Source organism: Parasulfuritortus cantonensis (genome assembly GCF_004337445.1).
GTDB classification, from domain to species: Bacteria; Pseudomonadota; Gammaproteobacteria; order Burkholderiales; family Thiobacillaceae; genus Parasulfuritortus; species Parasulfuritortus cantonensis.
This window is the reverse complement of sequence record NZ_SJZB01000012.1, coordinates 35,473-48,538: the sequence shown is the minus strand read 5'-3', so window position 1 is coordinate 48,538 and position 13,066 is coordinate 35,473. Positions and strand designations below refer to the sequence as shown.

Annotated in this window: 14 protein-coding genes and 3 tRNA genes; 5 read left to right on the top strand and 12 right to left on the bottom strand. The window is 66.5% G+C overall.

Going from position 1 to position 13,066, the window contains the following annotated elements:
* Window positions 1-2: 2 nt before the first annotated feature.
* The 4 genes from rimP to EZJ19_RS02825 form a co-directional block, all read right to left on the bottom strand.
* The gene (gene rimP / locus EZJ19_RS02840) at window positions 3-431 is read right to left on the bottom strand and encodes a ribosome maturation factor RimP (RefSeq protein WP_131444788.1); all 429 of its coding nucleotides are present in this window, start codon (window positions 429-431) and stop codon (window positions 3-5) included.
* A gap of 125 nt (window positions 432-556) precedes the next feature.
* Window positions 557-641 (bottom strand) — tRNA-Leu (locus EZJ19_RS02835).
* Window positions 642-658: 17 nt separating this feature from the next.
* Window positions 659-732, bottom strand: a tRNA-Cys gene (locus EZJ19_RS02830).
* Window positions 733-793: 61 nt separating this feature from the next.
* A tRNA-Gly gene (locus EZJ19_RS02825) sits at window positions 794-869 on the bottom strand.
* 76 nt (window positions 870-945) lie between these two features.
* Here EZJ19_RS02825 and EZJ19_RS02820 point away from each other — a divergent pair.
* Window positions 946-1,581: a class II aldolase/adducin family protein gene (locus tag EZJ19_RS02820; protein ID WP_131444787.1), complete on the top strand. Its 636-nt coding sequence runs from the start codon at window positions 946-948 to the stop codon at window positions 1,579-1,581.
* A gap of 36 nt (window positions 1,582-1,617) precedes the next feature.
* The gene (locus tag EZJ19_RS02815) at window positions 1,618-2,418 is read left to right on the top strand and encodes a hypothetical protein (protein ID WP_131444786.1); all 801 of its coding nucleotides are present in this window, start codon (window positions 1,618-1,620) and stop codon (window positions 2,416-2,418) included.
* Here EZJ19_RS02815 and EZJ19_RS02810 read toward each other — a convergent pair.
* A complete protein-coding gene (locus EZJ19_RS02810) occupies window positions 2,368-2,829 on the bottom strand; it encodes a CopD family protein (RefSeq protein WP_131444785.1) in 462 nt (153 codons plus the stop codon). The genes EZJ19_RS02815 and EZJ19_RS02810 overlap by 51 nt on opposite strands.
* A 170-nt stretch (window positions 2,830-2,999) precedes the next feature.
* Here EZJ19_RS02810 and EZJ19_RS02805 point away from each other — a divergent pair, with 170 nt between their 5' ends.
* Window positions 3,000-3,536 carry a DUF302 domain-containing protein gene (locus tag EZJ19_RS02805; RefSeq protein WP_131444784.1) on the top strand — a complete coding sequence of 179 codons (537 nt, stop codon included), beginning with the start codon at window positions 3,000-3,002 and terminating at the stop codon, window positions 3,534-3,536.
* A 65-nt stretch (window positions 3,537-3,601) separates the two neighbouring features.
* On the opposite strand, the gene EZJ19_RS02800 is transcribed toward EZJ19_RS02805, so the two are convergent.
* Window positions 3,602-5,134 carry a B12-binding domain-containing radical SAM protein gene (locus EZJ19_RS02800; RefSeq protein ID WP_165873434.1) on the bottom strand — a complete coding sequence of 511 codons (1,533 nt, stop codon included), beginning with the start codon at window positions 5,132-5,134 and terminating at the stop codon, window positions 3,602-3,604.
* A 217-nt stretch (window positions 5,135-5,351) separates the two neighbouring features.
* Here EZJ19_RS02800 and EZJ19_RS02795 point away from each other — a divergent pair, with 217 nt between their 5' ends.
* A complete protein-coding gene (locus EZJ19_RS02795; protein WP_131444782.1) occupies window positions 5,352-6,161 on the top strand; it encodes a class I SAM-dependent methyltransferase in 810 nt (269 codons plus the stop codon).
* Entirely contained in the window at window positions 6,148-6,774 is a 627-nt protein-coding gene (locus tag EZJ19_RS15745; RefSeq protein ID WP_165873433.1) for a hypothetical protein, read from the top strand. Before EZJ19_RS02795 ends, EZJ19_RS15745 begins: the two co-directional genes overlap by 14 nt.
* Window positions 6,775-6,781: 7 nt before the next feature.
* Here the strand turns inward: EZJ19_RS15745 and EZJ19_RS02785 are convergent, their stop codons facing one another.
* From EZJ19_RS02785 to EZJ19_RS02760, 6 genes are all read right to left on the bottom strand, one after another.
* Complete coding sequence (locus tag EZJ19_RS02785; RefSeq protein WP_131444781.1) at window positions 6,782-7,399, bottom strand: trimeric intracellular cation channel family protein; 618 nt, start codon at window positions 7,397-7,399, stop codon at window positions 6,782-6,784.
* A gap of 163 nt (window positions 7,400-7,562) precedes the next feature.
* Window positions 7,563-8,336 carry an ankyrin repeat domain-containing protein gene (locus tag EZJ19_RS02780; protein ID WP_131444780.1) on the bottom strand — a complete coding sequence of 258 codons (774 nt, stop codon included), beginning with the start codon at window positions 8,334-8,336 and terminating at the stop codon, window positions 7,563-7,565.
* Window positions 8,333-8,866 (bottom strand): hypothetical protein, encoded by a 534-nt coding sequence (locus EZJ19_RS02775; RefSeq protein ID WP_131444779.1) that lies wholly within the window; start codon window positions 8,864-8,866, stop codon window positions 8,333-8,335. Before EZJ19_RS02775 ends, EZJ19_RS02780 begins: the two co-directional genes overlap by 4 nt.
* Before the next feature lie 205 nt (window positions 8,867-9,071).
* Entirely contained in the window at window positions 9,072-9,383 is a 312-nt protein-coding gene (locus tag EZJ19_RS02770; RefSeq protein WP_131444778.1) for a hypothetical protein, read from the bottom strand.
* Between the two features lie 212 nt (window positions 9,384-9,595).
* Complete coding sequence (locus EZJ19_RS02765) at window positions 9,596-10,084, bottom strand: hypothetical protein (RefSeq protein WP_131444777.1); 489 nt, start codon at window positions 10,082-10,084, stop codon at window positions 9,596-9,598.
* A gap of 15 nt (window positions 10,085-10,099) precedes the next feature.
* Entirely contained in the window at window positions 10,100-12,949 is a 2,850-nt protein-coding gene (locus EZJ19_RS02760; RefSeq protein WP_131444776.1) for an adenosylcobalamin-dependent ribonucleoside-diphosphate reductase, read from the bottom strand.
* Window positions 12,950-13,066: the final 117 nt, after the last annotated feature.

The following is a 13,066-nucleotide window of genomic DNA, read 5'->3' as shown; positions in this document are numbered from 1 at the left end:
TGTCAAATATTCGGTACCAGACGGGCCGAATCGATATCGGCGAGCGGGATTGCCTCGGCTCCCGTTTCCGTCTCCAGGTGCAGCACACCGTCCGTCACGCCGGCCAGCTTGCCGACGAACTTCTTGCGTCCGGCCTCGGTCGGCATGCGCAGCTTGATCGTCGCCGCCTCGCCGGCGAAGCGGACGAAATCGGCTTCCTTGACGAGCGGCCGGTCGAGCCCCGGCGACGACACCTCGAGACGGCTGTAGTCGACGTTCTCGACCATGAACAGGCGGGTCAGCTGGTTGCTGACCTTGACGCAATCCTCCACGCCGATGCCGTCCGGCTTGTCGATGTAGACGCGCAGCAGCCCGCGCCCGACCCGCTCGGTGGCGACCAGTTCATAGCCCATGCCGACCAGGGTCGGCTCGATCAAGTTTTGCAGTTCCATTCGCTTCAGAAACAAAAAATGGGCGCAACGCCCATCCAAGAAAACTTTTGAATTGTAACAGGTTTCCGGTTACGAAATAAGGGGTGAATTGAACTCTCTGGGATATGCCGCCCGACGCCTCGGACTGGTGCCCGGGACCGGACTCGAACCGGTACGACCGAAGTCGAGGGATTTTAAGTCCCTTGCGTCTACCTGTTTCGCCACCCGGGCGGGTCGGTAAGGCTGTTTGGAGGCGCGTGCCGGAGTCGAACCGACCTTCACGGATTTGCAATCCGGTGCATAACCGCTTTGCTAACGCGCCGCGAGAAACGGTGCCCTGATAAGGGAATGGGGAAAGCCCGCAAGCTTTCCCCATTGTAACTTGGAGCGGGAGACGAGTCTCGAACTCGCGACCTCAACCTTGGCAAGGTTGCGCTCTACCAACTGAGCTACTCCCGCATCGAGGCTGCGCATTTTAGCTATCGCAGTTTTTCTGTCAATAATATTTCGCGATTTATTTCCGAAAGGTTCGCCCATGCCTGAATCCGCCCTCCGCCACTCGGTCGCCGAGACCTCCCGCCTCACCGTCGTGGAACGCCTGAACCGGGGCAGTTCCGGCAATGTAAGTGCGCGTTGGGACGACGGTTTTCTGATCACGCCGTCCGGGCTTCCGTCCGCCGAGGTGCGTCCGGACCAGGTCGTGCGGATGACCATGGCCGGCGACGCCGAGGGCGACCTGGCGCCGTCCAGCGAATGGCGTTTCCACCGCGACCTCTACTCGGCCCGGCCGGAAGTGAACGCCGTGGTCCACGTCCATTCCCCGTTCGCGGTCTCCCTGGCGTGCCTGCGCCGGGCCATCCCGCCCTTCCACTACATGGTGGCCGTGGCCGGCGGCAAGGACATCCGCTGTGCCGGCTACGCCACGTTCGGCAGCCAGGCGCTGTCGGACCTGGTCGTCGCCGCCATGACCGACCGGCGCGCCTGCCTGATGGCCAACCATGGCCTGGTCGCGGTCGGCCCCGACCTGCGCCTGGCCCTGGCCCTCGCGGTGGAGGTGGAAAGCCTGTGCGAACAGTATTGGCGGGCCAGCCTGATGGGCGACCCCGTGCAACTCTCGGACGCCGAGATGGACGAGGCCCTGGCCAAGTTCGCCAACTACGGGCTGCGCTGAGACCTGCCCGGCCCGGACACCGTTGGCGAACGCCTCATGCTGAGCGAAGCCCTCGCCTGGCTGCTGACCCCGGCCACGGTGCGCGCACGCCGCCTGGGCTACCTGGCGGAGAGCATCGCCATCGCCGCCCGGCACCGGCGCTGCCGGCAGGCCTGGGCGCCGCACCTGGCTGCCAGCCGGCGCGCCCTGCTCGACTCGGCGCGTGCCGCGCCCGGGCGCGGCATCGCCCTGGTGCTCGGCTCCGGCCACCTGCTCGACGTGCCGCTCGACGAGCTGGCCGCCCTCTTCGGGCAGGTCTGGCTGGTCGACGTCGTGCACCCATGGCCGGCCCGGCGCGCCGCCCGCCGCTATGGCAACGTCCGCCTGATCAGCGCCGACGTCACCGGCTGCCTGGACAGGCTGCCGGCGTGGCCCGAGCCACCCGGGCTGTTCCTGGCCGAGCCGGGCATAGACTGGGTCGCTTCCGTCAACCTGCTGTCGCAGCTCGCCCGCCTCCCGGAGGCGTGGCTACGGACGCGCCAGGCATCCTGGCCGGCGGACAAGGTCGCCGAATTCGGCACCGTGCTGGCGCGTCAGCACCTGGCCTGGCTGGCCCGTTTCCGGGCCCCGGTCTGCGTGCTGGCCGACCTGGAACAGGTCCACCTGGATGGCGCCGGCGGCGAACTCGAACGCCGCGATCTCCGGCCCCTGCTGGCCGGCTGGCGGCTCGCTGCGGACTGGCGCTGGGACCTGGCCCCGGCCGGCGAACTGGCGCATGGCGAGTCCGCCTACCACCGGGTCGGCGCCCTATATCAGCACGGGCAGGACGAAGACCAGGATGATGTTGGCCAAACCTAGGCTGAGGTTGGTCGCGACGAGCGGCCGGATATGGTTCTGCGCCGCGCCGGCGGCCGGCCAGTTCTCCGCCGCGACCGCGCGGCGCAAGGCCGCGTAGGGCTTGAAGTAGATGTAGGCGAAGATCGCCGTCATCAGATAGCCGACGGCCGCCATGATGTGGACGTGCAGACCGACCACCGCCATGCCGCCCAACTGCAGCGCGAGTGCCTGGCCGGTCAGGATCAGGGCCAGGATCGCCGTCCACACCCAGGGGAAGAAGCGCCGGAACACGCCGTTCCAGAGGCGCAGGCGCTGGGGCGGTTCCAGTTCCGCCATGGCCACCGGGCGCAGGACCTGATGGGCGAAGAACATGCCGCCCACCCAGATCACGGTGGCCAGGACGTGGACCAGATACAGCAGCTTGAGGGTCATGGCTTAACTCCTATCCTTTTGATCGTCCGAATGTTTCGGGGGAAAAATATACCAGTAAAAAAATCGGGAACTGTTACGCAAGAATATAATCATTTACTTATAATCTAGCCGCGACCGGGCCACCGACGCCCGGCATTTCAATTTACCGTTTCGAGAGAGTGGGAGCTTCCATGACCGATAACTTCATCCTTCGTGGCGCGCGCGCGTGCCTAATCGCGCTCGCCGCCCTGGCCTGGCTCGCCACCCCCGGCTGGGCCGCCGACAGCGTCAAGAAACCCTCGGTGGTCTACGTGGTCGGCCAGGGCATCCTGGAAATGCCGCTGGCCGATGGCGTCAGCATGGACGACGCGGTCGAGTCGATGAAGCTGCGCGCCAACCAGCTGAACTTCAAGCTGGTCGCCGAACTGCCCCTGTCCAAGCAGGTCGAGGCGATGACCGGGAAGCCGCAGCGCCGCATGACCATCTACCAGTTCTGCGACGCCCTGACGGCCAAGAAGCTGCTTGAACTCAACCCCGCCTTCGCCGCCTTCCTGCCCTGCCGGGTCGCCCTGGTCGAGGACGAGCAGGGCAAGGGCCGGATCATCATGCTCAACATGGACAACATGATCAAGGCCGCCAACCTGCCCCCGGAAGTGAAGGCCAAGGCCGAGGAAGTGCGCGACAACCTGCTCAGCATCATGACGGCGGGCGCCAACGGCGACATCTGAGGTTAGCCCCGGGAAACGAAAAAGGGCGGGAATTCCCGCCCTTTTCATGGCCGTCGCGGCCGCGGTCAGACCGCCATCTGCAACTCCGGCTGATCGCCCGGGCTGCGCAGGCGGCGCTCCAGTATCTCCATGGTCGCGCGGCCGATGTAGTCGCTGCCCGGGTTGTGCGTCTCCATGGCCTCGAGATAGGCCTGGGCGATCAGACGGCCGAGCGGATCCGGGTTGTAGAGCAGCTTCTTGATCGTGAACGGGTTGAGGGTGAGCGGGTCGTAACCGGCCTTCAGATAGCCCTCGGCGATCAGACGCTTCTCGACCGGGGTATTGGGCTGGATGCCGATGAAGAAGATGAACGGCAGCACGCTGTCGCGCCCGAACATGCGGTACAGGTCCTTGATCCGGTCAATCGTCGCGAGCAGCGTCGCCTCGGTTTCGCCCGGCGCGTTGAGCGGCATGTACAGCTTGACCTGCTGGTCGGTGTGGCCGGCCTCCTTGAACAGCTTGAAGGCTTCCATCTGCTGGTCGAGGTCATAGCCCAGGGTCAGGCTGTCGATCACGTCCTGGGTGCCGGTGAACGAGAGGTCGATGCTGATCAGGCCGGATTTCAGCATCTTGCGGGCGATGTCCGCGGTCAGGTGGTTCAGGCGCAGGTAGCCGGTCCAGTAGACCTCCACCTGGCGCGCCATCATCTCGTCCAGGATGTCCTCGACGTGGCGGGTGCTGCGCAGGGTCGAGCAGAACTGGGCATCGGTGAACCAGATGTACTTGACCCCGTAGACCTTGTTCAGGGTCTCGACCTCCTTGGCCACCTCGGCCGGGTCGCGGAAGCGCTGGTGTGCGCCCTCGATCTTGTTGTACAGGCAGAAATGGCATTGGAACGGGCAGCCACGCTTGGTATGCACGCCGATGTAGCCGTCCAGGTACTCGCGGAACTGCGGGAACATCGTCTCGATGTAGGCGAAGTCGACCGCCGTCAGGTGTGCCAGGTCGAAGGTCTCCTCGGCCGGCCGATGGGTCACGCGGCCGGCGCGGTCCTTGTAGTAGTAATGCCCGGCCGGGTTCTCGAAGCCGTCGACCACGGAAAGCATGGCTTCCTCGCCCTCGCCCACGACCACCACGGTATCGGTCGGGCATTTCTCGGCGACGTACTTGCCGAAGATCGACACCGCGGTGCCGCCGACCACGATGCGCGCCTCCGGCAGCAGCTTGCGCACCAGCTTCATGTAGCCGAAGTTGCGCAGGCGCGACGCGGCGTAGTCCCAGATGATGCCGACCGCGTCCCAGGCCGCTTTGACCCGGCGCCACGGCTTCGGCGAGTAGTCGAAGTTCATGACCACGTCGAGGGCATCGTTCTCCGGATGCGGCCCGAAGGTCTGCATGTTGCGCCACGAGAAGGCCACCACGTCCGGCTTCAGCGCCTCGATGCGGCCACGCAGCGCCGCTTGGCGCTCGCCCGGCGGCACCAGCGCCATGTCGAGCAGTTCCTGGCGCACGCCGGGACGCTGCTTGTGGATGAAATCGGCCACATAGAGGACGCCGCCCGGATAGATCTTCCAGACCGGCAGACGAACATAAAGGATGGTTTCGACTGGCTTAGACATGCATGCGTTACGACTGCTACAAAGGCGGCCCATAGTATATTAGGAATCGCTAATCCCCGTCTTCCGGGACGCAACGCCCGGGGCGCCGAACGACCAACAGTGTCCCATAGCCGCCACGGCCACCGCCCTCGCCCGACCCGGCGGCCCGGGCTCGGGCCGGGTGGCCGGTCCCGGTACGGTAGAATGCGGGCTGGTTTCACAACTTCACGCACACATCATGAGTCCTCCCCCCATCGCAGAACGTGACGAATTCCGTCTCAGCCGCTTCGGCTCCGTCTGGAAGAACGATCTCGACGACATCTTCGTCGACGTGGCGCCGTATTACGACCGCGCCAACCGGATCGCCAGCCTCGGCTTGTGGGACTGGTTCTCGCGCCGCTTCATGGCCATGATCGACCTCCAGCCCGGAGAGCGCGTGCTCGACGTCTGCGCCGGCACCAACGCGGTCGGCATCGCCCTGCTCAAGCGCGAACCCACCCTGACGGTGCACGCCATCGACCGCAGCGCCGCCATGCAGGAAGTTGGCCGCCAGCGCGCCGAGGCGCTCGGCCTGCACATCGACAGCACCATCGGCGACGTCCACGTGCTGCCCTTCCCGGACAACCATTTCGACGTCATCACCCTGCAATGGGCGTCGCGCCACCTGCGCGTGCACGACTTGTTCCGCGAGATTCACCGGGTGCTCAAGCCGGGCGGCCACTTCCACCATTGCGACATGCTGCGCCCGGGCAACCCGGTGGTGGAGAAGCTCTACTACGGCTACCTGCGCCTGAGCCTGCCGGTCACCGGCCTGCTCTACCGGAGCGGGCGGGCGGCGATGAACGCGCAGACCTATTTCATCGACGCCCTCGAAGCCTTCTACACCACCGAGGAACTGTCGGAGGTCCTGCGCGGCATCGGCTACTGCGAGGTCGAGGGGCAATCGCTCCTGGGCGGCATGGTGGGCCTGCACCGGGCGGTCAAGGGCCGGCCTGGCGGCCCCTGTCCGGGCGTGGCCAAGCACCGGCCCAAGCATGGATCGCGCTGACGCGCTGGCCTCGTGTAACCGCTCCCTGTTGCGTGCGTTCAGCCGGCACGTCGCGGTCGGCCTGAACGACCGCCTGCCGGTACGCATGGCGCTGCCCTGGCTGGAACACTTCCTGAACCAGAACGTCGCCAAGGAAATCAAGAAGGACACCCTGGTCATCCGGCGGGCCGGCGCGCCCCTGGGCGCCGACGCGGTGCGCGAACTGCTCGCCGCCGCGCGCGACGTCGACCGCCATTTCCTGCGCAACGTCGCCGGCATTCCGGTCGACATCGTCATCCGCTACGACGAGATCGAGCCGATCCGGCGCCAGCGCATCGAACGCCTGGGCAGCGCCGCGCACGCCGTCCTGTCCGCCTGGCCGGACGGCCGGGGCGCCCGGTCGGCCTGCCAGGCGGCCTACCCGCGCGCCGAACTGGAACGCCAGGTGCACGAACTGCTGCACCTGTACGCCCGGGAGACGCGCGCGCTGGCCGGCGCGTTGCACATGCCCATGCTGCTGGCCCCCCTGCGCGACCGCCTCGCGCGCGCCCTCTACGAGGTCATGACCGAGGCCGCCGGCGTGCTCGCCCGGCGCGCCGGCCAGGAAGTCTTCCGACGCCGGCCCGCGGCCTGAGCCGCCCTCAGGCCGCGCCTTCGTCGCGCAGGCGCGGCAACTGGATGTGCCAGCGCATGGCGGCCAGGCGGATCGCCACGGTGCCGACCATGGCGATGAGCACCGCCGCGTTGTGGCCGATGCCCAGGGCATCCAGGGCGATGAGCACCCCGGCACCGGCCAGGGAGGCCGTGGCATAGATGTCGGTCCGGAAGATCAGCGGCACCTCGTTGCACAGGATGTCGCGTATGACGCCGCCGAACACCGCGGTGATCACGCCCATCAGAGCGGCAACCAGCGAGGGCGTGCCCAGGCCGAGGGCGATGCTGGTGCCGATCACGGTGAACAGCGCCATGCCCACGGCATCCGGGATCAGGAAGAAGTTCTTGGGCAGGACCAGGCGCCGGGCCAGGAAGAACGTCAACGTGCCCGCCACCAGGCCGACCACCACGTAGCTGGCGTCATAGACCCAGTAGACCGGCAGGCGCCCGAGCAGGAGGTCGCGCACGGTGCCGCCGCCGATCCCGGCGATGACCGCGATCACCGTCACCCCGAACAGGTCGAGTTCGCTGCGGCGAGCCTCCAGGGTAGCGGTGATGGCGCACACGGAGACTGCGCACAGGTCGAGAACATAGATCAGGGACATGACAGGCCGGCCGGAAAGGTTGCGGGCGTCCGGCCAGGACACCCCACCCCGGCCGGCGCGGCCGTGATCGCGACCCGCGCCCGACCGCCGGATGGCCGTCATGGAACCCGGCACGCGCCAGGGGCCGGCATTCTACTCCCTGCGCGCCGCCGGGCAATGCCGCTCAGGCGGCGAGGCGCGCCTCCGCGACCACGGTGCGCAGGTACTTCAACACCGGCAGGGTGGAGGCGCTGGCGAGCGCGTCGTAGCCGCCCGTGGTCTCCTTGCCGAGGTCGGCGCCGGCCTCGACCAGGCGCTTGAGCACGTCCAGCTTGCCGGTCGAGGCGGCGTAGATGGCACAGGTGGCGCCGTTGACGTTCTGGTTGTCGACATCGGCGCCGCGCCCCAGGAGCAGGCCGACCAGCTCCGGATCGCCGTGCACGCAGGCGAACCAGAGGGCGTGATGGTCGTCGTCGTTGACGTGGTTGGGATCGGCACCCTGCGCCAGGAGGGCCGCCACCACCTCGCGTTCGCCGGCCAGCGCCGCGACCATGAGCGGCGACATGCCGTTGTCGATCCGGCAGTGGATGCCGCCGTCGGCCGGGAAGCCCCGGCGTGCCAGCCAGTCCGCCAGGTCGGGACCGGACACCGCGCCGGCCGCGTACTGTTCCCAGGCCTGCCAGCCGCCGACCAGGTTGTGCACCCGGGTGAAGCCGAAGCCGGCGATGAAGTCGCAGATGTCGCGGCTGCTGTTGCCGTGATAGCAGTACACCAGCACCGGGCGCTGGCGTTGCCGGCTGCGCAGCAGCTGCTGGAGCAGGGCGTCCGAGACCGGCTGGGCGCCGTCCAGGTGGGCGCGCGCATAGCTGCCGGAGTCGCGTATGTCGATGACCAGCAGCTCGGACTCGGCACGCAGGGCGGCCACCTCGGCCGGCTGGATGTCTTGATAATAGTTCATGTCGTCTCCTCGGTGCGGGGCATGGCGGCCCCGATAAATGCCTTGAAATCCTTCATGACCGGCTTGGCGATCAGCGCCTCCGCGCGCGTGCGCCAACCGTGCACCGTCGCCGCCAGGTCGGCGTCCATGCCCTGGCGGGCGGCCGCGATCAAGTCGTGCACCTCGTCGGCGAGCGACTCGCCCGCCTGCCCCTTGACGACGTCGTAGACGGCCGTGATGGCCGCCTTGTCGGCCGGCCCCATCTTGCACTTGCCGTCCAGCACCTTGAGCATGATCGCCGCCACGCAGTCCAGCTGCGCCGGCGCGAAGACCGTACGGCGCGCCCAGGCGGCCGCGGGATGGCCGGCCCGGCGCGGGTTCGCCGCGTCCCACAAGGTCTTGTAGCGGCTGTCCAGCTCGGACAACTCGCGGTCGGTGGTCTCCAGTTGCGCAAAACCGGCGCGCGCTGCCAGTTCGCCTGCGGCGAGCGCCTGCTTGAGCCGCTCGCGCCGGGCATACACCTCCGCGATCCGATGCTTGATCTGTTGCATTTCCTGTTCGGCCGGCATGGTCGAGTCACCTGGGAATCCCATCGTTCTTCCCAGAGTGGCAATCGTCGTGCCAACCCAAGAGCGCAACTATCTTGTTGATTGATATATGAATCCACGCCCAACCCCGTGCGCGGGTCGTGCCAGACCCCGGGCCGTGGTCGGAAATGCGACAGACCCCGTCCGGACGGACGGGGTCCGGGGCGGCTTACTGGTGCGGAGGGCCGAAGATCGCGCCCATGACCGCCATGGCGATACCCATGCCGCCGGCGGCCATGTCGCCCATCATGGCGCCCATCTGCGGATTGCCGGCGCAACCCCGGGCCGGCCCCGCGTTCTCCTGCGGCACGGCGCAGGCCTGGTTGCGTTCCTGCGGCGCCGGTTGGCTGTTGCAGGCCGGTGCGCCGGCGCCGAACATCATCATGGGCATGCACGGCCCCATCGCCGCCTGGGCGGGCACGGTGGCGGACAGCAGGGTGGCGGCCGCCAGGGCGGCGACGGATTTGGATGGTGCGTTCATGGTGGACTCCATTCAGGTTGAACCCCGTCGATCACGGGTGGAGTCATCGTGCGCGTCGCCTGCTAGGGAGAAATTTCCCGTTTACGGTGCAGATGTAACCAGGTGTTACCGGTACGAAACACCTAGTCCGTAACCCCCGGCAGCCAGAACGGACTGCGGCGAAGCCGGAGGCCCCAGATTCCTCTCAGAAGCCCACATCGGCACTGTGATCGCTAACCCCAAGAAAAACCCGTGAAGCTATCGGAATCAGCAATCAGTAGTTCTTGGGGTTCTGAATATTTGCGACCAAACCAACCTTCATACTCAATCGATATTTTGATGACCGATTTGTACTTCCAGAAGCCAGCATTGTTGCGTTTTGTCACCCCAAACGAACAAGAAGCCCTGTCGCCGTTCTGCAAAACAGCTACTGCTGCTCTGTCGGAAAAACAGGCGAGCCATCGTCGTCTATTTTCTTCTGTCGCCTCATCACCCAGCGCTCCATGAAGCGACCTTTGATTTGCGCGAAGCACAACATTCTTTGCGGGGATCGCGCCCGAGTTCATCAGCACCAGGCTGTAATGGATGGCTTCACTCCCTCCAGAGTGCGTCTTCACTGCCGCCGTCACGATGGGTCTGAAGGATTGCTGCCAAAACCTTACGGATATCGCCAAGGCGATGATGGAGACGAGTAGTGAGACGCATGCGATCAGCGTATCCATCACTTCTCAGTACCCTCACCCGCACGCCCCCACCGCCCCGCAGGCGGTGCAGAAGTCGCAGCCATCCTTGCGGATCACCGTCTCGTTGCCGCATTCCTTGCAGCGCTTGCCCTTCATCGCCGGCATGGCGGCCGGGGCCTGGCCGGCCTGGTGGACCGGCTCCTGCAGGATGCCCATCTGCTGGATCGGCTGGCCGTCCTCGGTGAGCAGGCCCAGCATGGCGTAGCGGTGGATGATCAGCTGGGCGACGTAGGCGACGGTGGAGGGCCAGGTCTGGCTCTTCTCCGACCCCGGCGTCTTGGCCATGAAGTCGCCGAGCGGCTCCTGATAGTTCAGGAGCTTGCGCAGCTTCATGCCGATCCAGGCCGGGTCGATCACCCGCATGTCGAGCGACAGGATCTTGCACAGGCCGTCCAGGGCACGCGGATAGTCGCCCGACAGCCACACCGAGTACGGGCGGGTGACGCCGTCCGGCAGGGTGATCTCCTTGAGGCCGAGGACGAAGTCGTCGTCGGAGGCCGGGTTGAGCACGTCGACCGTCCAGGACAGGGTGCCGTCGGTGCCGGTCTTCGGTTCCTTGTGGCTGAACAGGACGTCCATCAGCGGGCTCGGGCCGTCGACGTTGAGGGCGCCGAGCTGTTCCAGGCGCCACTGCACGATCTGCGCCATGGCCGACACCATGCTGGGCACGGAGCGCAACTCGCCGTGCGGCGGGAAGGGGATGAAGCAGGCGTCGTCGCCGCGCGTCTTGGCCAGCGACTCCAGTTTCAGCTTCAGCCAGGCACGGTCGTTGGCGCGCATGTCCATGGACAGCGTCTTGGCCAGGGCGCCGAGGCCGCGCGGCTGCTCGGCACCGTTGACCCAGAGTTCGAACGGCCAGGCTTTGCCGCCGCCGTTCTCGACGTGGCCGACGAACAGGGCGAAGCTGCCATGCGGCGACTCGATCATGTAGCTCCAGGCCATGTTGCCGCCGGGCAGCTTGGGCCGGCCGGGCCACTTGAGGGACTCCAGTACCGGAGCCGGGACGTTCTTGATCTCGATGCGGCGGTTGACGTCGCTGATCTGGAAGTCCTGCGGCGCCACCTTTTCCTTCTCCACCGACAACACGCTGCCGAGCACCGCGTTCGGACGGTAGGTGGTGATGCCCTTGAGGCCGGCCTTCCAGGCCGCGCTGTAGAGTTCCGCGAAGTCGTCGAACGGATAGTCGGCCGGCACGTTGACGGTCTTCGAGATGGCCGAGTCGACGTAGGGTGCCACTGCGGCGACCATCTTCATGTGGTCGAGGGCGGAGATTTCCAGCGCCGTGACGAAGCTGTTTGGCAACTGCTCCATGACGCCGCCCTGGTCGCGGTACATGCGGTAGGCGTGGTCCTCGACCTGGTATTCCTTGTGGCCGCCGTCCGGCATGCGCTTCTTGCGCGTGTAGTACCAGGAGAACGGCGGCTCGATGCCGTTGCTGGCGTTGTCGGCGAAGGCGAGCGAGATGGTGCCGGTGGGGGCGATCGAGAGCAGGTGCGAGTTGCGGATGCCGTGCTCGCGGATATCGGCCTTGATCTCGGCCGGCAGGCGCGAGGCGAAGTTGCTGCCGGACAGGTACAGGTCGCGGTTGAAGAGCGGGAAGTGGCCGCGCTCCTTGGCCAGTTCCACGGACGCCTTGTAGGCCTCGTCGCGCATGAACTGGGCCGCCTTGCCGGCGAATACGCGCGCCAGGTCGGTGTCGTAGCGCAGGCCGAGCATGACCAGGGTGTCGCCCAGGCCGGTGAAGCCGAGGCCGATGCGGCGCTTGGACTGGGCCTCGTCGTGCTGCTTGTCGAGCGGCCAGGCGGTCAGGTCGAGGACGTTGTCGAGCATGCGCACGGCCGTGGCGACCGTCCTGGCCAGGGCCGCGAAGTCGAACTCGGCCTCGGGCAGGAAGCCGGACTTCACGAACCGGGTCAGGTTGATCGAGCCCAGGCAGCAGCAGCCGTAGGGCGGCAGGGGCTGCTCGCCGCACGGGTTGGTGGCCTCGATGGTCTCGCAGTAGCCGAGGTTGTTGTCCTTGTTGATGCGGTCGAGGAACAGCACGCCCGGCTCGGCATGGTCGTAGGTGGAATGCATGACCTGGGCCCACAGGGCGCGCGCCTTGACCTTGCGGTACACCCAGAGGCCGTCGCCGCGCTGGTAGGCGCCGGACGCCTTCTGTTCCTCGCCCGGCTCGGCCTTGTGCGCCAGCTCGACCTCGCCGTCGTCCTGTACGGCCTGCATGAAGGCGTCGCTGACGCCGAGCGAGATGTTGAAGTTGCGCAGGTCGCCCTGGTCCTTGGCGTGGATGAAGTCCTCGATGTCCGGATGGTCGCAGCGCAGCACGCCCATCTGGGCACCGCGCCGGGCGCCGGCCGATTCCACCGTCTCGCAGGAGCGGTCGAAGACGCGCATGTAGGAGATCGGGCCGCTGGCACGCGACTGGGTGCCTTTCACCAGGGCGCCCTTGGGCCGGATGGTGGAGAAGTCGTAGCCCACCCCGCCGCCCCGGCGCATGGTCTCGGCGGCCTCCTCGAGGGCGTTGTAGATGCCCGGCTTGCCGTCGTTGATGCCGGAGATGGCGTCGCCGACCGGTTGCACGAAACAGTTGATCAGGGTCGCCTGGAGTTCGGTGCCGGCGGCGGAATTGATGCGGCCGCCGGGAATGAAGCCGGCTTCCATCGCCTCGAAGAAACGTCGTTCCCATTGCGCCCGGCCCTTCTTGTCCTCCACCGCGGCGAGCGCGCGGGCGACCCGCATGCGCACGTCGGTGACGTTCTGCTCGGTACCCTTGGCGTATTTCTCCAGCAGGACTTCGGTGGAAATATCCTGCTCGGCCAGTTCCGGAAACAGCGCTTCTTGCATCGTTATATCTCCCCTTGCACGATTGGAACCAAGGCCGGCACCATACACTAAATCTAGCGGTCGGCACCAGCACTAAACACCATATGCATGGTTTATGCCAGACGCAAGGAAAATCTA